This window comes from Flavobacterium sp. 9, from assembly GCF_002754195.1.
GTDB lineage: Bacteria > Bacteroidota > Bacteroidia > Flavobacteriales > Flavobacteriaceae > Flavobacterium.
In genome coordinates this window covers 1,151,526-1,173,942 of the sequence record NZ_PEEU01000001.1, presented here as the reverse complement: position 1 = coordinate 1,173,942, position 22,417 = coordinate 1,151,526, and the positions used below count along the sequence as shown (strand labels likewise).

General features: G+C 32.7%; 18 protein-coding genes. 12 read left to right on the top strand and 6 right to left on the bottom strand.

Annotated elements, in window-relative coordinates:
* Window positions 1-184: 184 nt before the first annotated feature.
* The 4 genes from CLU81_RS04125 to tsaD form a co-directional block, all read right to left on the bottom strand.
* Window positions 185-682: a TrmH family RNA methyltransferase gene (locus CLU81_RS04125; RefSeq protein ID WP_099712662.1), complete on the bottom strand. Its 498-nt coding sequence runs from the start codon at window positions 680-682 to the stop codon at window positions 185-187.
* A 10-nt stretch (window positions 683-692) separates the two neighbouring features.
* A complete protein-coding gene (locus CLU81_RS04120) occupies window positions 693-1,331 on the bottom strand; it encodes a DUF4159 domain-containing protein (RefSeq protein ID WP_099708666.1) in 639 nt (212 codons plus the stop codon).
* Window positions 1,332-1,512: 181 nt separating this feature from the next.
* The gene (locus CLU81_RS04115) at window positions 1,513-2,226 is read right to left on the bottom strand and encodes a 16S rRNA (uracil(1498)-N(3))-methyltransferase (RefSeq protein WP_099708665.1); all 714 of its coding nucleotides are present in this window, start codon (window positions 2,224-2,226) and stop codon (window positions 1,513-1,515) included.
* Window positions 2,227-2,228: 2 nt separating this feature from the next.
* Window positions 2,229-3,251 (bottom strand): tRNA (adenosine(37)-N6)-threonylcarbamoyltransferase complex transferase subunit TsaD, encoded by a 1,023-nt coding sequence (tsaD, locus tag CLU81_RS04110; protein ID WP_099708664.1) that lies wholly within the window; start codon window positions 3,249-3,251, stop codon window positions 2,229-2,231.
* Window positions 3,252-3,460: 209 nt separating this feature from the next.
* Here tsaD and CLU81_RS04105 point away from each other — a divergent pair, with 209 nt between their 5' ends.
* The 6 genes from CLU81_RS04105 (at window position 3,461) to CLU81_RS04080 (ending at window position 12,316) form a co-directional block, all read left to right on the top strand.
* Complete coding sequence (locus tag CLU81_RS04105; RefSeq protein ID WP_233209650.1) at window positions 3,461-7,966, top strand: translocation/assembly module TamB domain-containing protein; 4,506 nt, start codon at window positions 3,461-3,463, stop codon at window positions 7,964-7,966.
* Window positions 7,967-8,282: 316 nt separating this feature from the next.
* Window positions 8,283-9,269: a 6-phosphofructokinase gene (pfkA, locus tag CLU81_RS04100; RefSeq protein ID WP_099708662.1), complete on the top strand. Its 987-nt coding sequence runs from the start codon at window positions 8,283-8,285 to the stop codon at window positions 9,267-9,269.
* A 97-nt stretch (window positions 9,270-9,366) separates the two neighbouring features.
* Window positions 9,367-10,371: a type I glyceraldehyde-3-phosphate dehydrogenase gene (gene gap / locus CLU81_RS04095; protein WP_099708661.1), complete on the top strand. Its 1,005-nt coding sequence runs from the start codon at window positions 9,367-9,369 to the stop codon at window positions 10,369-10,371.
* Window positions 10,372-10,493: 122 nt separating this feature from the next.
* Entirely contained in the window at window positions 10,494-11,345 is an 852-nt protein-coding gene (locus CLU81_RS04090; RefSeq protein ID WP_099708660.1) for an N-acetylglucosamine kinase, read from the top strand.
* Between the two features lie 13 nt (window positions 11,346-11,358).
* Window positions 11,359-11,733: a methylglyoxal synthase gene (locus CLU81_RS04085; RefSeq protein WP_041518369.1), complete on the top strand. Its 375-nt coding sequence runs from the start codon at window positions 11,359-11,361 to the stop codon at window positions 11,731-11,733.
* Between the two features lie 196 nt (window positions 11,734-11,929).
* Complete coding sequence (locus CLU81_RS04080) at window positions 11,930-12,316, top strand: methylglyoxal synthase (protein WP_099708659.1); 387 nt, start codon at window positions 11,930-11,932, stop codon at window positions 12,314-12,316.
* Here the strand turns inward: CLU81_RS04080 and CLU81_RS04075 are convergent.
* Both CLU81_RS04075 and CLU81_RS04070 read right to left on the bottom strand, forming a co-directional pair.
* Complete coding sequence (locus CLU81_RS04075; protein WP_099708658.1) at window positions 12,297-12,677, bottom strand: RidA family protein; 381 nt, start codon at window positions 12,675-12,677, stop codon at window positions 12,297-12,299. The two genes, CLU81_RS04080 and CLU81_RS04075, sit on opposite strands and share 20 nt — an antisense overlap.
* 39 nt (window positions 12,678-12,716) lie before the next feature.
* On the bottom strand, window positions 12,717-15,416 hold the full coding sequence (locus CLU81_RS04070; protein WP_199174549.1) for a putative LPS assembly protein LptD: 2,700 nt from the start codon (window positions 15,414-15,416) through the stop codon (window positions 12,717-12,719).
* A gap of 82 nt (window positions 15,417-15,498) precedes the next feature.
* Here CLU81_RS04070 and CLU81_RS04065 point away from each other — a divergent pair, with 82 nt between their 5' ends.
* The 6 genes from CLU81_RS04065 (at window position 15,499) to bshA (ending at window position 22,414) form a co-directional block, all read left to right on the top strand.
* Window positions 15,499-16,620 (top strand): N-acetylmuramoyl-L-alanine amidase, encoded by a 1,122-nt coding sequence (locus CLU81_RS04065; protein WP_099712661.1) that lies wholly within the window; start codon window positions 15,499-15,501, stop codon window positions 16,618-16,620.
* Window positions 16,621-16,670: 50 nt separating this feature from the next.
* On the top strand, window positions 16,671-17,636 hold the full coding sequence (locus CLU81_RS04060) for an MlaD family protein (protein ID WP_099708656.1): 966 nt from the start codon (window positions 16,671-16,673) through the stop codon (window positions 17,634-17,636).
* 5 nt (window positions 17,637-17,641) lie between these two features.
* On the top strand, window positions 17,642-18,979 hold the full coding sequence (locus CLU81_RS04055; protein WP_099708655.1) for a (Fe-S)-binding protein: 1,338 nt from the start codon (window positions 17,642-17,644) through the stop codon (window positions 18,977-18,979).
* 131 nt (window positions 18,980-19,110) lie between these two features.
* On the top strand, window positions 19,111-19,902 hold the full coding sequence (locus tag CLU81_RS04050) for a (Fe-S)-binding protein (protein ID WP_089353936.1): 792 nt from the start codon (window positions 19,111-19,113) through the stop codon (window positions 19,900-19,902).
* A gap of 94 nt (window positions 19,903-19,996) precedes the next feature.
* Window positions 19,997-20,479, top strand: a complete 483-nt coding sequence (locus tag CLU81_RS04045) for an ABC transporter ATPase (protein ID WP_099708654.1) — start codon at window positions 19,997-19,999, stop codon at window positions 20,477-20,479.
* Between the two features lie 783 nt (window positions 20,480-21,262).
* Complete coding sequence (bshA, locus tag CLU81_RS04040; RefSeq protein ID WP_099708653.1) at window positions 21,263-22,414, top strand: N-acetyl-alpha-D-glucosaminyl L-malate synthase BshA; 1,152 nt, start codon at window positions 21,263-21,265, stop codon at window positions 22,412-22,414.
* Window positions 22,415-22,417: the final 3 nt, after the last annotated feature.

Below are 22,417 nucleotides of genomic sequence, written 5' to 3'. Positions count from 1 at the left end.
GTATAATCTAGTTCCTACAAAAAAGTTAAAGTTATTTTTAAGATGTTTTTTCCTACTTATTGTTTTTTGACGCACTTTAACGATGTTATTTGTCTTTAATCGAGGGTTTTAAATATTCCTGTTAAATACGATCCAGAATCGGTTCTCATTTTTGTTAATTATTCTCTAATATTTTAACAAAAACTCACAAAGCAGTAATCTCGTACAAAGCTATACTTGCAGCTTGCACCACATTCATGCTGGAATTTTTGCCAAACATATTTATGTGCACAATTTGATTCGAAATTTTTAAAAGCTCCTCTGAGATTCCGTCAATTTCACTTCCCAGTAAAAGTGCAATTTTTTGATTGTCAGGAATAACAACTTCTTTAAGAGGTTTACTATTGCTTGCGATTTCCAAAGCAATAATTTCAAAGTTATTTTGAAGTAAGTAATCTTTAAGAACACTAGTTTCTTCGATTACAGAATGAGGCACGTGAAGATGTGTGCTTCTTGAAGTTTTGTTGATTTTACGGGGCGTCAGCGGAATATCTTTTCCTAAAAAGATAATATTTTCAACGCCAAAAGCTTCAGCAATTCTAAAGAGAGAACCAATATTCTGTTGAAAATAGATGTGATCACAAACCAGTGTTATCGGAAATGTTTTTCTTTGAAATTGATTTTCTTCGTGAGTAAGCTGCACTTTTTTAAATTTAATTGGTAAAGATATAATTGATAATATTAGCACCCATTTTCAGAGCTTTTTCTCGAACGGCCAATGGATCATTATGCACTTCTGTATCTTCCCAGCCGTCACCTAAATCACATTCATAAGTATATAATAAAACGAGTTTATTGTCTACAAAAATTCCAAAAGCCTGAGCACGAGTTCCATCATGTTCGTGAATTTTTGGTAAACCATTCGGAAATGGAAACGGTTTTTGAAAAATTGGATGATTTGCCGGAATTTCGACTAAATTATTATTAGGGAATATTTTTTTTATTTCTTTTCGAATATATTGATCCATTCCGTAATTATCATCAATATGAAGAAATCCTCCGCCATTTAGATAATTTCGAAGATTAGCAACATCAGAATCGCTAAAAACGACATTTCCGTGTCCCGTCATATGAACAAAAGGATACGAAAGCAAATCCGGATTACTTGGTTCAACCGTAGAAGGTTTTGGTTTTATTCGGGTATTAATATTTGCATTACAAAACTTAATCAAGTTAGGCAAAGAAGTTGGATTTGCATACCAATCGCCGCCACCGCTATATTTAAGCAAAGCAATTTCTTGCGAAAATGAAGAAACAGAAATCAATAAAAAAAGAAACAATATTTTTTTCATGTAATTTTAAATTATCGGTTTGTCATTGCGAGGAACGAAGCAACCTCACTAGTAATTCGGCTTCTAAAGCTTTGTCAAAGTTTTAAACTTTGACAAAGCTCTGTAATTTAATCTGCAAGTGTGATTGCTTCGTTCCTCGCAATGACAAAGCTAGCGTTATTGCTGATAAAAACAGCGTTTATTAATTAGGCGTTTCATTAAAAAACACCACACTATGACAAGCCACAACAGCAGCAGTTTCAGTTCGTAAACGAGTATTTCCTAAAGTAACCGGCTGAAAATTATTTTCTAAAGCCAATACAATTTCCTTTTCCGAAAAATCTCCTTCAGGACCAATTAAAAGCGTTACGTTTTCATTTGGTTTCAAAACATCTTTCAATGATTTTTTATCGGTTTCTTCGCAATGTGCAATTAATTGTAAACCTTCATTTTGTTGTTTTACGAATTCTTTAAACGAAATTGCCTCATTTAATTTTGGTAAATAAGTTTCGTTAGATTGTTTCATTGCCGAAAGAATAATCTTTTCAAAACGCTCAATATTAATCACTTTACGTTCAGAACGATCGCAAATTATTGGTGTAATTTCCTGAATTCCAATTTCGGTCGCTTTTTCCAGAAACCATTCAAAACGATCATTCATTTTGGTTGGCGCAACTGCAAGATGTAAACGGTATTTTGGTTCAGGAGATTTTTTTATCGAAAGTACTTCAACAATACATTTGTTATCAGAAGCAAGCGTAATTTCGGTTTCAAATAATAATCCCAAACCATTTGTAACGTGTAGAATATCTGAATCTTTTTTTCGTAAAACCTTTATAATATGGCGGCTTTCTTCTTTATCAAAAGAAAAAGTTTCAGTCGTTTCGTCAATATCAGGATTGTAAAATAATTGCATAATTAAAATTGAATTCGCGCTTTAGAAACTACAGCAGAAGTTTCAAAACGACTTGATAAATATTTTTGATATCCTACAATTCCAATCATTGCGGCATTATCTGTTGTGTATTCGAATTTTGGAACAAAAGTTTTCCAGCCATATTTAGCTTCACTTTCTTTCAATCGGGTTCTAATTCCTGAATTTGCCGAAACTCCGCCACCAATTGCAATTTGTGTGATTCCGGTTTCTTTTACTGCTAATTTCAATTTATCCATCAAAATTTCGATGATCGTATATTGAATAGAAGCACAAATATCATTCAGATTTTCTTCGATGAAATTCGGATTCTTTAATTTTTCCTTCTGAATAAAGTATAAAATTGCGGTTTTTAATCCGGAGAAACTAAAATCTAATCCTGGAACTTTAGGTTTTGTAAAAGCAAACGCTTTCGGGTTTCCTTCTTTGGCATATTTGTCGATCAAAGGTCCGCCTGGATAAGGAAGTCCAAGGATTTTGGCACTTTTATCAAAAGCTTCTCCAACCGCGTCATCAGTGGTTTCTCCGATAATTTCCATGTCAAAAAAACCTTTTACTTTCACGATTTGAGTATGACCTCCGCTAATGGTTAAGGCCAAAAATGGAAACTCAGGTTTATCAAAACCTTCTTCGTCTATAAAATGAGCCAAAATATGGGCATGCATGTGATTGACAGCGATTAACGGAATTTTTAGCGCTAATGAAAGCGATTTGCTAAAAGAACTTCCCACTAATAAAGATCCCATTAGACCCGGACCTTGTGTAAAGGCAATGGCAGTTAATTGTTCTTTTTGTACATTTGCTTTACGAAGTGCAGCATCAATTACCGGAACAATATTTTGCTGATGTGCTCTTGAAGCTAATTCAGGAACTACACCACCATATTGATTGTGAATTAGCTGATTGGCCACAACATTTGAAAGTACTTTATCGTTATGTAAAACCGCGGCAGCAGTATCATCGCATGAACTTTCGATGGCAAGAATAAAAACCTCTGAATTTTGCATATAAAGGCACGAATTTTGAATTATATTTGACAAATCAAATTTTTAATTTTCTTTGACTTGTAAGGAGAAGCCAAAATTAAAGAATTTTTATCAAAAACAGTCGTTCTTTGTCTGTTCAAAGTAAATTTAAATAGAAAACTAAAATAAAAGCAGCTATCAAAAAAGTAAAGAAAATAATATCCAGAACCCTAATTGGGTTAATCTTACTTTTGTTAGCACTCGCTATCATCTTGTCTTTACCTGTGGTTCAGACAAAAATCGCAGATTATATTACAGAGACATTAAACAAAGATTTTAATGTAAATATTAGCGTCGAAAAAACTTCAATAAACATTTTTGGAGGCGTAAAGTTGAAAAAAGTATTGATTTTAGATCATCATAAAAAGACAATGATCTACGCAGATATTATTGCAACTGATATTTTAGGGTTAAAAAGATTGGTAGATGGAGATCTTATTTTTGGAGATATTCGCTTGACGGGTTTAATTTTTAACCTAAAAACGTATAAGAATGAACATGAAAACAATCTTAATGTTTTTATTCAGGCATTCGAAAAAGGTCCAAAATCTCCTAAATCAAGCAAGCATTTTTTATTAACAGCCAAGAATGGTTATATCGACAGAGGAGCTTTTTCTGTTGTTGATGAGAATAAAAACACACCAAAGTTTCTTGATTTTAAAAAATTAAACGCTTACATCAGTGATTTTAAATTGTATGGTCCGGATGTAAATACTATGATTCACAGGTTTTCTTTTTTAGATCATCGTGGTTTGTATGTGTCTAATTTTGCAGGGAAATTCAGTTATACCAAAAAGCAAATTAAAGTAGAAAGCTTAGCTATAAAAACCAAAAGATCATGGATTTATGGTAAAGCTATTTTGAATTATAAAATTGAAGATTTCTTAGATTTTACAGACAAAGTAAAGTTTAATGTCGCGATGGATTCGGCTTCGATTGCTTCAAATGATATTCGTTATTTCTATGACGGATTGGGTAAAAATCAGCATTTTAGAATCAGAACTAAGATTAGAGGAACGCTGAATAATCTTAATTTAAGACATCTTAAACTTAGTGATACAAACGGTTCTAAGATTGCGGGAACTATTAATTTCAGAAATCTTTTGGGAGACAAAACTCAGAAGTTTTCGATGCAGGGAAAGTTTGATAAACTGATTTCCAGTTATGATAATCTGGTTGTTTTATTACCTGGTGTTTTAGGGAAAAAGCTTCCGAAAGAACTGCAAAGAATCGGCAAATTTAATATTGTTGGTAAAGCAAAAGTCTCGACAACAGATTTAGAGACAGACTTTAAGATGATAACTGATTTAGGAAATGGTCAGGCCAATTTGCATATGAATAATATGGACTTTATTGACAGAGCGTCTTATTCTGGGAATATTATTTTGGATAATTTTAATATTGGAGCTTTATTAGCTCGGAAAGATATTGGAAAAACAACACTAAATCTTGATGTTGAAGGCGTTGGTTTTACCGAAAAATATCTGAATACAATCATTAAAGGTGATATTGCAAAATTAGATTATAATAAATACACCTATAATAATATTGTAGTAAACGGGAATTTTAAATTGCCTTATTATAAAGGACAAGTTTCGATAAGTGATCCAAATCTGAATTTGACATTTGACGGTTTGGTTGATTTAAGCAAAAGAGAAAGTAAATATGATTTTCATATCAATGTTGAAAATGCCGATTTGCGAAAGCTGAGATTTGTTGACGATTCTATTTCTAATTTTACAGGAGACGCTGTTGTCGAAGTAACCGGAAATTCGATCGAGAATCTTCAGGGAAATGTATATATTAAGGATGCAGTTTATCAAAATCCAAAATCTACTTATGCTTTTGATGAAGTAACAATCAGTTCTAATTTTGATGCAGATCGATTGAGAACGATTACAATTAGTTCGAACGATGTTGTAAACGGAAAAATTGTTGGTAAATTTCAGTTTGGACAATTAGATAAGCTGGTTATGAATTCGGTAGGAAGTTTGTATACCAATTATAAACCTTATAAGGTTAAAAAAGGTCAGTTTTTGAATTTCAATTTCCATGTTTATGATAAAGTGGTTGAAATGCTTTATCCGGAAGTTAATATAGATTCGTCGACTGTCGTGCGAGGAAAAATTGATTCAGATCTTCAGGAGTTTAAGTTTAAATTTAGATCTCAGAAAATTACTGCCGCAAAAAATACTTTCGATAATATCCGAATTAATATTGATAATAAAAACACGCTTTATAATGCTTACGTCGAATTAGATAGTATCAAAACTCCTTATTATAAGGTAAGAGACTTTAGTTTGATTAATGTTACTGCAAAAGACACGCTTTTTGTTCGTTCAGAATTTAAAGGTGGAGATAAAGGAGAGGATTATTACAATCTGAATTTATTTCATACAATAGATAAAAACAAAAATAACATTGTTGGAATCAAGAAATCTGAGATGAAGTTTAAAGACTATTTATGGTATTTAAATGAAGACGAAGAAAAAGATAATCAGATTGTTTTTGATCAGTTTTTCAAGAATTTCACGATAGATAATATTGTCCTTTCACATGAAAATCAGAAGATTGATTTAAATGGTATAATAAAAGGTACAGATTATAAAGATGTCGTTCTGAATTTTGAAGATGTCGATATTAATAAGATTACGCCGTTTAATTCGAAGTTTGTATTTAATGGTAATTTAAATGGTAAGGTAAATTATAAGCAGAATAAGAATGTTTATCAGCCCACGGCATCTATTGTTATTGATCATCTTAATTTGAATAAAACAGAATTAGGAACGCTGAATTTTGATATTGCAGGAGATGAAAGCTTTAGAAAGTTTACGGTAAATTCTTCGATACAAAACGGATTTACAGAATCATTTAGAGCAAATGGAACTTTTGCAATCGAAAATAAAGAAACTCTTTTAGATTTGAATTTAAAACTCGAAGGATTTAATCTGGCGACTTTAGGTTCTGTTGGAGGCGATGTTTTGTCAAATGTGAGGGGAAGTGTTTCCGGAAATGCTGCTGTTGTCGGGAATCTTAAAAAACCGGAAATCAATGGTCGTTTGTATGTTGAAAAGGCAGGAATGACAATTCCGTATCTTAATACAGATTATGAGTTGAGTGATCGAACCGTAATTGATTTAACGGATGAAAAGTTTTTATTTAGAAATAACCAATTGACAGATACTAAATACGGAACTAAAGGATTGTTGAACGGAACTATTGAACATCATAATTTTGGCGATTGGAAATTAGATCTTACCATTACTTCTAAACGATTATTGGCTCTTGATACAAAAGATAGTGAAGATGCGGCTTATTTTGGAACTGCATTTATTAACGGAACTGCAAGTATAAAAGGTCCAACAGATGGTTTGTTTATTAAAGTAGACGCTAAATCTGAGAAAGGTACCGAAGTTAAGATTCCTATTAATAATGCGCAAAGTGTTGGAGAAAGCAGTTGGATTCATTTTGTGACACCAAAAGAAAAATACAATCTGGCAAATGGTATCGTTGAGAAAACGAAAAACTATAACGGACTTGAATTGGAGTTTGATTTTGATATTACGCCAGATGCCGAAGTCGAAGTAATCCTGGACAGAAATTCCGGACACGGTATGAAAGGAAAAGGTTATGGATCGTTATTATTTAAAATTAATACGCTTGGTAAGTTTAATATGTGGGGAGATTTCCAGGCATACGAAGGAACTTACAACTTTAAATACGGTGGTTTAATCGATAAAAAATTCTCGGTTAAAAAAGGAGGATCTATCACTTGGGAAGGAAACCCAATGAAAGCGCAACTTAATCTGGAAGCAGTTTATAAAACATCGGCAAATCCGGCTGTTTTATTAGATAATACTTCTTCATTCAATAAGAAAGTGCCGGTAGAAGTTGTTATTGGATTAAGAGGAGATTTAACGAGCCCAGAGCCTAATTTTGATATTCAGTTTCCATCTGTAAGTAATGTTCTTAAATCTGAGATACAATATAAGTTAGATGATAAAGATATTCGTCAGACACAAGCCTTGTATTTGTTGTCTACTGGTTCATTCATGAGTACAGATGGATTTAGTCAAGGCGATTTATCCGGAACATTGACAGAAACTGCCTCTAGTTTATTAGGCGGCATTATAAAATCGGATAATGATAAAGTTAATATCGACTTGAATTATATTTCGGCAGATAAAAGATTAGGACAAGAAGCCGATGGTCAGTTTGTGGCTAATATTTCATCTCAGGTAAACGAAAGAATTACTATCAACGGTAAATTAGGAGTTCCGGTTGGAGGTGTAAACGAATCTGCAATTGTTGGTGATATCGAAATTCTATATAGAGTTAACGAAGACGGATCTATGAATCTTCGTTTGTTTAATAAAGAAAATGATATCAATTACGTAGGGCAGGGAATTGGTTATACTCAAGGTGTTGGTATTTCGTATGAAGTAGATTTTGATACTTTTAGCGAATTGGTAAATAAAATATTTAAAGATCATAAACTCGAAAGAGCGATTAAAGGTTCAAATGATGATTTGCAGGATTCTTATTTAAATCCTGATTTTGTAAAATTCTCTAATAAAAAGGACGCCGAGAAGAATAAAAAAGGGAAAGACAAGAAAGATGCGGAGAAGAAACAAGAACCGAAAAATCCGCCGCCTCAAAACAATAATGAGGGTTTAATTCCTGATAATGACTTTTAATTCAGGCAACTTTGTTAAAAATATGATGATATAAAACCATTCGTGACTGCGAATGGTTTTTTTGTGCTAAATTTAGAGATTCAAAAATTTATTTTCGGATTTCTAAAAGCTCGGATTTTTGTAACACTTCATTAATGTATTGTTAATTTTAAACATTTAATTAAAATAAGAGCCTTTTATTATTTTAAATGAATTTTTTGCTATCAAAAAACTTATTAACGAAAACGTTTGAATTTAACACATTTTATTAATTAATGATAAACATCACCTATAAAGTGGTGAATGTTTGCTAATTTTACACTTTAATACTTAAATAATGCCAAAAACAATAAAAAAAGTTGGTGTTCTAACATCGGGAGGAGACTCACCTGGAATGAATGCCGCAATACGAGCAGTTGTTCGAACGTGCGCTTACCATAATATAGAATGCATTGGAATTTATAGAGGATACCAAGGAATGATCGAAGGTGATTTCAAAGAAATGGGACCTCGTAGTGTAAATAATATTGTAAACAAAGGTGGAACGATCTTAAAATCAGCTCGTTCAGTTGAGTTTAGAACCCCTGAAGGTAGAAAAAAAGCTCATGAGAATCTTTTGAAAGCTGGAGTTGATGCTCTTGTTGTCATTGGTGGAGACGGTAGTTTTACCGGAGGTTTGATTTTTAATTCAGAATATAATTTCCCAGTAATGGGAATCCCAGGTACAATCGATAATGATATTTTTGGTACAACTCATACTTTAGGATATGATACTGCCTTGAATACTGTTGTAGACTGTATTGATAAAATCAGAGACACAGCAAGTTCTCACAACCGTCTGTTTTTTGTAGAGGTTATGGGTAGAGATGCCGGACACATTGCTCTTAATGCCGGAATTGGTGCTGGTGCCGAGGAAATTCTTATTCCTGAAGAAGATTTAGGTCTTGACAGATTATTAGACTCTCTTCAAAAAAGTAAAGCTTCAGGAAAATCATCAAGTATAGTAGTTATTGCTGAGGGCGATAAAATTGGTAAAAACGTATTCGAATTAAAAGATTACGTTGAAGCTAACTTGCCTGAGTATGATGTAAGAGTTTCTGTTTTAGGACACATGCAGCGTGGTGGATCACCATCTTGTTTTGACCGTGTTCTTGCAAGCCGTTTAGGCGTAAAAGCAGTGGAATCTTTAATTGAAGGTAAATCAAACTATATGGTTGGTTTACGCGAAGACAAAGTGGCTTTGACTCCACTTGAGCAAGCAATTAAAGGTAAATCTGAAATTGATAGAGAATTGTTGAGAGTGTCAGACATTATGTCGACATAATATATACATACAAAGTTTAAAAAAAGGAATGAAGTTTATTGTGAGGAAATTAGACTTTAAATTAGTGTAATAAAAACAAAAGCAAAAATTAAGTAAAATGTCAAAAGTAAAATTAGGAATAAACGGATTTGGACGTATCGGAAGAATCGTTTTTAGAGAATCTTTCAATAGAGATAATGTAGAAGTAGTAGCGATAAACGATTTATTAGATGTAGATCACTTGGCTTACTTATTAAAATATGATTCAGTTCACGGTCGTTTCAACGGAACTGTAGAAGTTAAAGAAGGAAAACTTTATGTAAACGGAAGAAATATCCGTATCACTGCAGAAAGAAATCCAGCTGACTTAAAATGGAACGAAGTTGATGTTGATGTAGTTGCAGAATGTACTGGTATCTTCACAACTATCGAAACTGCAAATGAGCACATTAAAGGTGGTGCTAAAAAAGTAATTATTTCTGCTCCATCTGCAGATGCTCCAATGTTTGTAATGGGTGTAAACCACGAAACTGCAAAAGCAACAGATACAGTAGTTTCTAATGCTTCTTGTACTACAAACTGTTTAGCTCCTTTAGCTAAAGTTATTCACGATAATTTCGAAATTGTTGAAGGTTTAATGACAACTGTTCACGCAACAACTTCAACTCAAATGACTGCTGACGGACCTTCTAGAAAAGACTGGAGAGGTGGACGTGCTGCTGCAATCAATATCATTCCTTCTTCTACAGGAGCTGCAAAAGCTGTTGGAAAAGTAATTCCTTCTTTGAATGGAAAATTAACTGGAATGTCTTTCCGTGTTCCTACTGCTGACGTTTCTGTAGTAGATTTAACTGTAAAAGTTGCTAAAGAAACTACTTACGAGGAAATCTTAGCGGTATTGAAAAAAGCTTCTGAAACTGATTTGAAAGGTATTTTAGGATATACTGAAGATGCTGTTGTTTCTCAAGATTTTATTTCTGACAAAAGAACTTCAATCGTTGATGCAACTGCTGGAATTGGTTTAAATTCAACATTCTTCAAATTCGTATCTTGGTATGATAATGAGTATGGATACTCAAGTAAATTAATCGATTTGTCTGTGCATATCGCTGGTTTAAAATAATAATTTATAATTTTGCAAAATCCCGTTATTCTATAGTAACGGGATTTTCTTATTTTGTTACTTCCTTAATTAATGTGTAAAACACACTTATTAAAGAAGAACTAATCCAAAAACTGAATAAAATGAAATTAATAGTTGATAGTGGATCTACCAAAGCCGATTGGATTGCAATTGATGATAATGGAAAAGTATTATTTACCACACAAACTCTGGGACTAAATCCTGAAATTCTTGATGGTCCTGAAATTATAGAAAGATTAAATGACCGTTTTGACATTTTGCAAAACAAAAAAAATGCTTCACATTTGTTCTTTTACGGAGCAGGTTGTGGAACTGACAGAATGAAGCTGGCTTTGTCACAAATCTTTCAGGAATATTTTTCTAATGCAATTGTAGAAGTTCATGAGGATACTTATGCTGCTGTTTATGCAACAACTCCAAAAGGAGAAGAAGCAATAGTTAGTATATTAGGAACAGGATCTAACTGCAGTTATTTTGATGGAAAAGTATTGCATCAAAAAGTTCAATCATTAGGGTATATCGCTATGGATGATTGTAGTGGAAATGTTTTTGGAAAAGAATTAATCAGAAAATATTATTTCAATAAAATGCCTAAGGAATTGGCAGTTGAATTTGAAAAAGAATATGATTTAGATCCTGATTTCATCAAGAATAAATTATATAAAGAGCCAAATCCAAATGCTTATTTAGCTACTTTTGCGAAGTTCTTAATCAAACATAAAGACACTGAATTTTGTAGAAAAATCATCTTCAAAGGGATGAAATCTTTCGTGAAAAATTACATTAAGCAATATGATAATTGCAAAGAGATTCCAGTTCATTTTGTTGGTTCTATTGCTTTTTATCTAAAAGATGAATTACAAGAAACATTTAACAAATACGAACTTCAATTAGGGAATGTTTTAAGAAGACCTATTGATGGATTAATTGCTTACCATGTTGCTAATCAATAAATAAACGTAAATGATAGAAATTGCTATTATAGCTCACGACGGCAAGAAGGCAGATATGGTTCAGTTTTTAAATAAAAACAAAACACTTCTTCTTAAAGAAAATATTAAATTGATTGCTACAGGAACTACCGGAAGTAAGGCTGTAAATGCCGGTTTTAAGGTAAAAAGAATGCTTTCTGGACCAATGGGAGGTGACGCACAAATTGCTGCGCGTGTAGCCGAAGGTAAAACACAGATGGTTTTCTTTTTTAAAGATCCACTTGCAAGCCACGCTCATGAAGTCGATATTAATATGCTTATTCGTGTTTGTGATGTACATAATGTGCCTTTAGCAACAAATGAAGCTTCGGCTCAATTGTTATTAAATGCTGTTGCATTACAACTATAAAGTTTCAATTCATTTAAATTATACTAAAAACCGTTTCATTTGTTGAAACGGTTTTTTTATTGCCTATAAATTTATGATAATAATCTATTTGTAGTCTTTTATTGCTATTTTACTAATTGTTTGATATTTATTATCTTATGTTTTAATCTGTTTGCTTTTTTAACTTAAATTTGATTAGTAGAATTATTGTTAAATCATGAAAAAACATACTTTAATTGCGCTAATTGCTCATGATAATAAAAAAGCAGATATGATTCAGTTTTTAATTAAAAACGGAATTACGCTACAGCATGATAAAGTTAAACTTATTGCAACAGGAATATTAGGGAGAAATGCTGAAAAATCTGGGTTCAAAGTAAAAAAGATGCTTCCGTGTTCAATGGGAGGTGACGCTCAAATTGCATCTAAAGTAGCAGGAGGTAAAATTAATATCGTTTTTATGTTTACCGATCCTTTAGTGACTAATGCTCACGAAGTCGATATTAAGATGCTAGTCAGGATATGTGATGTTCATAATGTGCCGCTGGCAACAAATGAAGCAACGGCACAATTATTTTTAAATGCTATTGTACAGCAATTATAGATATTTCTACGTTTACATTTTTTGGTAAACAAGCTACCTGAACAGTTTCACGTGCAGGAGCAGTTTTTTCATTAAAATAAGATCCGTAAACGGTATTTATAGCAGCAAAATTATTCATATCCATAATAAATATAGTTGCTTTTACTACGTTTTCAAAAGTCATATTTGCAGCTTCCAAAATTGCAGCAATGTTTTCCATTACTTGTTTAGTTTCATCATTGATATTGTCAGTAACAAGTTCTCCAGAAGCTGGATTAATAGCAATTTGACCAGAAGCATAAAGTGTATTTCCTGATAATACAGCTTGATTATAAGGTCCAATTGGTGCTGGAGCTTTTTCAGTAAAGATGATTTTTTTCATAATAAATTATTTTTATTCGATCAATTTGGTTTTGAGAAATTATCGGTTCAAAGTGCTTCGTTTATTCCATTTGATGTCACTAAGCATTCCAGATTTGATTCCGATAAAGAAGTTCCAGTTTGAGTTTGTTCCCAATGGAGACCAGTTAAAGGCCATTCTCCAACTCATTAAATCTCTTTCAAAACGGAATTGAGTAAATGTAACTCCCTTTTGTACAAAGTCATAACCGGTAGAAACTCCACCTTTCCATTTTGGAGTAATATCCATATTGACAGATACCATGATTGAGTTTCCTGAAATTTTGTTTTCTCTTCTTATGTTGCTGTATGTCATTGAGTAAGCAAGTGTCATGTCCCAAGGAATTTTCGACTTGAAGAATTCACTAATTACATCTTTGTCGTCATCTTTTTCATTTGCAAACTGACTGTTTCGAGGGTCTGTTAAATCTGTATTAGTACCAAACAAGTCATCATTTCGACCACCATTTCGCTGACTTTGAGCATTCTTTTCGTCTTTGCCAGTGCCTTTATTCGAGAACGAATAGTTTAAGGTAATATTGGCATTTGTCATTCTGAATAAACTTCCTCCATTATCAATATTATAGGTACTGATTCTGTCGTTATTGTTATTTAAAGCATATGGATCTAAAGTAGCTCCAAAATTGACATTCATCTTATTTTGGAAAAGTTGTGTTCCTCCACTAATAAGTAAGGGTTGCCACGCTAAAACATCTTTACCATTAGCATTAAAGTTATAATTTGTGCTAAGATTTAAGTTGTTAAGCAACATCACCTTTTTAGGTTCTGTTTTTGTGCTGTCACGATCTCTTACTTTTGCCTCAAAAGTGTTGCTTAAAGCAAAAGCTACAATATTTGAGTTGTCTCTCGACGGAGCACCATAAACACCACCTTCAAAACGTGTGTATTGATTAAGTTTTCCTGAAGCATCTACAGAATAGTTGTCATAGTATTTTTCAAAACTAGGAGTATATGAATAAGAAATCGTAGGACGCATTACGTGACGAATCGATTGGATTCTTTTATCACTTCCAAAATTAAAGGTACCGTAGATAGTTGTTCCTAAACTAGAAGTAAAATTATACGTTCTAAAAGAATCAAAACCATTTACAACCGTATTTACAACTTTGCTCTGATCAGGATCATAATCTTTGTTAATAGTTTTGGTAACCCATGTTTCCTGATAGTTTGTAGCTGCCTGTGCACTAAAATATTTGAATAACTTAAAGTTAGTACTCAACGGAATCGTATGTTGCATTCCTATTTGAGCATCTCTAAACATTTGTGGCTTAAAAAACAATGAATCCGTTGTTGTAATATTGTTTTTACCGCTTAAGTTATATTGTAAGTTGATGTTTTTTATAAGTCCTTTCTTTACACCATCTTTTCCAACAAAAGGATAAACACGGTCGATACTCGCCTGTAAAGTAGGAAGTGTCATTGTAATAACTTCTGTTTGTGTATTTTGTGAATGTGTTGCTGATAATGAAAAACGAGCTTGCGGAATCGTATTAAAAGTCTTGCTATACGATATAGAAGAACTCAAAGTATTGTTTAAGTTCGAACCAATATTGGCCTGATTGATAGATTGCTTAAAATATTTACTACTACCCATGTTTACGGAAGCAGAAAATGTCGAATTAGGACTTGCTTTGGAGTCTCTTGAATGCGACCACTGAATGTTGTAAATATTTTGTTTGCTATAATCCGGATAACCACGTTCACTGCTAATTAAATTCTCAAAACGAATATTGACATTTCCGCGGTACTTATATCTTTTGGCATACGCCGATTCAAATCGCATGGCGTAACTTCCATTAGTATAATAATCTCCCAAAACCGTTAAATCATAATTATCACTCAATGCAAAGTAATAACCCATATTTTGAAGCGAAAAACCTCTCGTATTTGAGTCATTGTAACTTGGAATAATAATACCGGAAACACTTTTTTCCTGACTCATCGGGAAATAAGCAAACGGCAACGCAAGCGGAGTTGGTACATCTGCAATAACCATATTGGTTAAACCTGTGATAACTTTTTTACCAGGGATAAATTTTACCTTATTAGTCTGAAAGTAGTATTCAGGATTGTCAACATCTGTAGCTGTTGTAAAACGGGCACCTTTTAAGAAGTAAACAGAATCATTTTCTTTTTTAGTAACAGCAGCTTTTATTTTAAATTCACCTTGTTCGGTTCTTGAATTGAAGATTAAGGCTTTCTTTGTTTTAAAATTAAAACGGATAGAATCAGGCTGAACTTCGCTTGAACCTTGTTTAAAATTTGGATATTGTGACAAAACTCCGGCAGAATCTTTTATTCTTCCGGCATAAACTTCATCTTTTTCATAGTTTAAAACAATTATACCAGATTTTAATTCTACATCTTTATAGTATAACTCAGCTTCATTATATAAAGTGATCAGTTTTCTTTTCTGATCGATTTTTGCATAATCTTTAGCTCTGTACTTAACTTTTCCGTCAAGAAAAGTCTTTTTAGGTCTAACAGTATCAAGTTTTATGGTATCTGTAACAGCAGTTGTAGGTTTATCTGTTTGTTTTACAGTTGCTAACGGCTTTTTTTTGTTTTTTATCTCTTGCGAATATAATTTACCAGTTCCTAGTGTTAGGAAAAATGATAATAAAACGATATTAAATAAGTTTGTATGCAAAGGTTTAAATGCTATTTTTGTAAAATTATGGCTTGTTTTTTGACATGTCAAACTTACATATAATTTTTTGTCAAAAATAATCAATTGTAAAAATTATAGCTGTTGCGTTTTATTAAAATTAACTTTTAGATTTATGAATAGATTTAACAAAATTAAGGTAATATTTACTTTTTTTCTAACGATAATGTCATTTTGTGCTTATAGTCAGTCAAATGTATTTAAGGTAACTCTTGATGCTGGACATGGTGATCACGATTTTGGAGCAGTTTATAGCGGACGAATTGAAAAAAATATTGCTTTGGCTATTGTACTAAAAGTTGGAAAAATTTTAGAACTTAACCCAAATGTTGATGTAATTTACACTCGTAAAACAGATGTTTTTATCGATTTAGTAGAAAGAGCGAACATTGCAAACCGCGCAAATTCTAATATTTTTGTTTCAATACATTGTAATGCAAACAAAAATACTGCAGCAGATGGAACTGAAACTTATGTAATGGGTTTGAGTAAAACGGCTTCGAATCTTGAAGCGGCGAAAAAAGAGAACTCGGTAATTACTTTAGAAAAAGATTATAAACGTAAATACGAAGGTTTCGATCCAAATTCGCCTGAATCTATGATTAGTATGACACTAATGCAGGAAGAATATTTAGAGAACAGTATTTCGTTAGCAAGTAAAATTGAAGATAATTTCGAGAAACTTGGTAAAAAAATAAGACAAGGCGGAGTTAAGCAGGCGCCATTTATGGTACTTCATAAAGCTTATATGCCAAGAGTATTAGTAGAAACAGGATTTGTTTCGAATCCAGATGAAGGAAATATTTTAAATTCAGAAGAAGGTCAGAACGATATTGCAAAAGCTATTGCCGAAGCTATCTTGAGTTATAAAAGAGAGTTTTTTGGTTCTGGCGCTCCAGAAATTGTTGAAGCAAGACCAGCGAGAGATACAACTCCTGCAAAGCCTAAAGCTACTGAAACTACGGCGGTGAAAAATGCTCCAAAAGGAATCTTCTTTAAAGTACAACTTATAGCAAGTATTAAAAAAACTCCAACAGAGCCTAAAAACTTTAAAGGATTGAAAAATGTGACAATGTTATACGAAAATAATATTTACAAATATTTCTATCAGGAAACTGCAGACTACGAAGCAGCAAAAAAATATTTGCAAGAGGCTAAAGACAAAGGATATGGCGCAGCTTTTTTAATTGCAACTAAAGACGGAGAAAAAATCAATATTCAGAACGCTATTAAATAATAGGCTTTTGTTCGAATATTTATATTAATTTTGTAGAAACACTTAGAATTTTGAAACTAACAAGAGAAATTAAAACGGCTATTTTAGTCATCGCGTCAATCTTATTATTTATTTGGGGCTATAGTTTTTTAAAAGGCAGAGACCTTTTTACGAATTACAAAACATTATATGTAGAATATAATAATGTGGAGGATTTATCAGCATCAGCGCCAGTTACCATAAACGGACTTACAATAGGTAAAGTAAATAAGATTACAATTAATGAAGTAACAGGTAAATTATTAGTTGAACTTCAATTAAAAACAGATTTTCCAATCTCAAAATCAAGCCAGGCAGCTTTGTATTCTCCAAGTTTAATTGGAGGAAAACAAATCAAGATTATTCCTAATCTTGCAGACAAAGAACCAGTTGAAGATGGACAAACGTTAGCATCAACAGTTGAGTTGGGATTAACAGAGTCTTTAGGAGGTAAAATCGAGCCAATTCAGCAAAAATTAGATTTAATGCTAGCTAATATTAATACATTGGTTTCTGGATTAAATAATGTTTTAGACAAACAAGGGCAAGAAAATTTAAAGAAATCATTGGCAGAATTAAGCCAGACAATGGAGCAATTTCATAAAGCTTCAGGAAGTCTTAATTCTATTTTAGATACTAATAAAGGACAAATTAACGGAGTTGTAACCAACTTTAATAAAATGTCAAGTAACTTCAATAAAATATCAGATTCTTTGAACAAAGCCGATTTAGGAAAAACAGTTAGAAACCTAAACCAGACTTTGGCTAAAGTTGATAATCTTATGAGCAACTTAAACTCAGGAAAAGGTACTGCAGGTAAGTTGTTAAGTGACGATGCTTTGTATAATAATCTTTCTAAAACTTCAAAAGAATTAGAGTTATTATTGCAAGACGTTCGTCTTTACCCAACTCGTTATGTGAATGTTTCTCTTTTTGGAAAGAAAAACAAACCATATGTAGCACCAACAGAAGACGCTAACACAACTACTAAAAATTAATTAGAATGAGTTATTTAGATAATATTTTGTTCGCTATACTTTTAATTGTAGGTTTCGGTTTTTTTGCATCGAGCGTAAAAAAAATCATCCGTAACATCAATTTAGGAGTAGATGTAAATCGAAAAGATAATTCTAAAGCACGTTGGAAAAACATGGCATTGATTGCTCTTGGGCAATCAAAAATGGTGAGACGCCCTGTAGCTGGAATACTTCATATTTTTGTATATGTAGGTTTTATAATTATTAATATCGAATTAGTCGAAATTATAATCGATGGATTATTTGGAACTCATAGAATTTTTGCTCCTTATTTAGGAGTGGTTTATGATGTTTTAATTGCTTCTTTCGAGATTTTAGCATTTTTAGTTCTCGTTGCCGTTATTACCTTCTGGATTAGAAGAAATGTGATAAGATTAAAACGTTTTATTAATCCTGATTTAAATGGTTTCCCTAAAAGTGACGCCAATTACATCTTGTATTTTGAAACTGTTTTAATGCTTCTGTTTTTGTTTATGGATGCTTCTGATTTGCATTTGCAAAATGTTCCCGGAGGATTTTCTCATTTTCACAGAGCAGGAAGTTTTCCGATAAGTCAGTTTATTGCGCCAATTTTCAACGGAATGTCAAACGAATTAGTTGCATTGTTGTTTGAAGTATTTTGGTGGTTGCATATCGCAGGTATCTTAGTTTTTATGAATTATTTGTACTTCTCAAAACACTTACATATTCTTTTGGCATTCCCGAATACTTATTTTGCAAACTTAAATCCTGAAGGACAGTTTGATAATTTAGAGTCAGTAACTAAAGAAGTTAAGTTAATGATGGATCCAAATGCTGATCCGTTTGCTGCTGCTCCGGTGGATGAAAATGCAGCTCCAAGTAAATTTGGAGCAAGTGATGTTCAGGATTTAAACTGGGTACAACTATTAAACGCTTACACTTGTACAGAATGTGGTCGTTGTACATCATCATGTCCTGCTAATCAAACTGGTAAAAAATTGTCTCCTCGTAAAATTATGATGGATACAAGAGATCGTTTGCAGGAAGTAGGAAAAAATATTGATGCAAACAAAGGTGTTTTTGTTCCGGATAATAAAACATTATTAAACGATTATATAACTCCTGAAGAGTTATGGGCATGTACTTCATGTAATGCTTGCGTAGAAGAATGTCCTGTAAATATCAGTCCGTTGTCTATTATTATGGATATGCGTCGTTATCTTGTTATGGAACAAAGTGCTGCTCCAATGTCATTGAATGCAATGATGACAAACATTGAGAACAATGGAGCGCCATGGCAATACAGTCAACAAGATAGATTGAACTGGAAAAACGAAAATTAAAGTCAAAAAGTTTAAATGGTTAATTGTTTAACCGTTTAATCGATTATATAAAATAAATTTAGGTTTTGGATTGGTTATTCAGAAGAGCGATTAACCAAATTTACGATTAACCGAATTAACAAAAAAAGAAGATGTCAGAAAGTTTAGTAGTGCCAACAATGGCTGAAATGCTAGCCCAAGGAACACAACCGGAAGTTTTATTTTGGGTTGGTTGTGCAGGGAGTTTTGATGATAGAGCAAAGAAAATTACAAAAGCATTTGTGCGAATTTTAAATCGTACCAATGTTTCATTTGCAGTTTTAGGTACAGAAGAGAGTTGTACCGGAGATCCTGCAAAACGTGCCGGAAATGAGTTTTTGTTTCAAATGCAAGCCATGATGAATATCGAGGTTTTGAATGCCTATGAAGCTAAAAAAATCGTAACCGCTTGTCCGCATTGTTTTAATACTTTAAAAAACGAATATCCTGAATTAGGAGGTCAATATGAAGTAATTCATCATACAGAGTTTTTAAAGTCATTAATTGATGACGGAAGATTAACAGTTGAAGGAGGACAATTTAAAGGAAAGAAAATCACTTTTCACGATCCTTGTTATTTAGGAAGAGCAAATAAAGTATACGAAGCACCAAGAGATTTGATTCAGAAATTAGACGTTGAATTAGTTGAAATGAAACGTTCTAAAGCAAATGGTTTATGTTGTGGAGCAGGTGGAGCGCAAATGTTTAAAGATGCTGAGCCGGGAAACAAAGAAGTAAACGTATTGCGTACTGAAGATGCCTTAGAAGTAAAGCCGGATATTATTGCTGCTGGTTGTCCGTTTTGTAATACAATGTTAACGGATGGTATTAAACATCAGGAAAAAGAAGGACAAGTTAAAGTAATGGATATTGCGGAATTGATTGCTAATGCACAGGATCTTTAGTTAAGGGTCTGAGTGGCTAAGATGCTAAGATTCTAAGTTTTTGAAACCTGAAACTTGAAACCTGAAACAAAACAAACTTAAAGAAAAAATTAAAATGTATATACCTTTTGAAGATTTACCCGGTGAATCCAGAATCTGGATTTATCAATCGAACAGAAAATTTTCTGAGGAAGAATTTTCTGAAATAGAAACTGACCTGAAAGCTTTTGTTGAAGGTTGGGCAGCACACGGAACAAGTCTTGAAGCTTCATATTTATTGAAATACAACCGATTCATTATTTTGGCTGTAAATCAGGATGTGCAAGCAGCAACTGGTTGTTCTATCGATAGTTCTGTGGAATTTATTCAGAGTTTAGAGAAAAAGTATAATGTTGATTTATTAGATAAAATGAACGTTACTTTTAAACTTGGAGAGCATATCGCGCATAAACCTTTAATTGATTTCAAGAAAATGGTTAAAGACAAATCTGTATCTGAGAATACGATTGTGTTTAATAATTTGGTAAACAATATCGAAGAATTTAATGAATCTTGGGAAGTTCCTGCTGCTGATAGTTGGCATAGCAGATTCTTCTAAGAAGAATTTATAATAAATGAAAAGGTGTAAAATTTAGATTTTACGCCTTTTTTGTTTTTAAAATGGTTTGTTTCAAGTTTAGGTTTCATGTTTAGTATTGTGTATTATTCTTCGAAATGAAAAGATCGTGGGAATCTTTGTTAAAGTTTTAAATCAAAAGTGTAAGGAGTTTTAGTTTTACACCAAATAACCACAACCATTGTCATTTCGACGGAGGAGAAATCTTCGCAAGTAACTCTGCAATCATAATCGACAATGATAATCGACAATCTTTGTCGAGCTTCTCGTGGAGATTTCTCCTCCGTCGAAATGACAAAAAATGCTCAGACCAACTTTAAAATTGAACTTTTATAAATGTTCCTTGTACTTTTGGTTTTAAACTTTGACAAAGATAGATTACGACAAACCCGACAGGTTTTTAAAACCTGCCGGGTTTAGAATAAAGTTCTTGTAAAAATAAAAACTTCTAATTTAGCCCCGATGGAAACGATATCCTTTTTCTGGCTTCTTTAGCCGGGAAAAGATATAGTGGACAGCGGGACAAGTAGTTCTTATGAAAAAGTCTTTTCTGCTCCTGATTATAATTATGAATTGTAAATTTTGAGTTTTAGTTTGTGTGTAAAAATTCTCGACTTCGCTCAGAAAGACATAAAGAGTCAAAGTATATTGGTTTTAAAGTCTAACAATCTAATTATCTGGAAACTAATATTCACAAAAATCTAACAATCTAAAACTTAAATTAAACGCTATTTTTGAGTACTTTCGTAGTATTAAATTTAATACATGAAAATAGCTATAGTTTGTTATCCGACATTTGGCGGTAGTGGCGTAGTTGCTACAGAATTGGGTCTTGAATTAGCCAGACGCGGACACGAAATCCATTTTATTACTTATAGTCAGCCGGTTAGGTTGGCACTTTTGAATCCTAATGTTCATTATCACGAAGTAAACGTTCCTGAATATCCTCTTTTCCATTATCAGCCTTATGAATTGGCTTTGTCAAGCAAATTGGTCGATATGGTTAAACTATATAAAATTGAAGTTCTTCATGTGCATTACGCTATTCCTCACGCATATGCGGGTTATATGGCGAAGCAAATGCTGAAAAATGAAGGGATTAATCTTCCGATGATTACAACGCTTCACGGAACGGATATTACTTTGGTAGGGAATCACCCGTTTTATAAACCTGCGGTGACTTTTAGTATCAATAAATCAGATTATGTGACTTCGGTTTCACAAAGTTTGAAAGATGATACTTTGAAGTTGTTTAAAATCAAGAATAAAATTAAGGTAATTCCGAATTTTATTGAATTGGATAAAGTCATTAAAGAGCCTGGAGCGCCTTGTCACCGTTATGTGATGGCAAAGGAAAATGAACGCATCATTACGCATATCAGTAACTTTAGAAAGGTAAAACGTATTCCGGATATTATTAAGATTTTCTATAATATTCAGAAAGTAATGCCGGCTAAATTAATGATGGTTGGTGATGGTCCTGAAAAAGAAAAAGCAGAGGTTTTGTGCATGGAATTAGGGATTTACGATAAGGTGATTTTCTTTGGAAACAGTAATGAAATCGACAAGATTTTGTGTATGACGGATTTGTTTTTACTTCCATCAGAAACAGAAAGTTTTGGTTTGGCAGCTTTAGAAGCTATGGCTTGTGGAGTTCCGGTAATTTCGAGTAATTCAGGAGGTTTGCCAGAGGTTAATTTCGATGGAATCTCAGGATATTTGAGCAATGTTGGAGATGTTGAAGAAATGGCTGCAAATGCAATTAAGATACTGAAAGATGACGAAGTTTTGAATCAGTTTAAAGCAAATGCTCTTGAAGTTGCAAAGAAATTTGATATTAAAAATATCCTGCCTAAATATGAGGCTTTATATCAAAGAGCAATTGACGATTATAAAAGTGAAAAGCAGCAATCTTAAAAA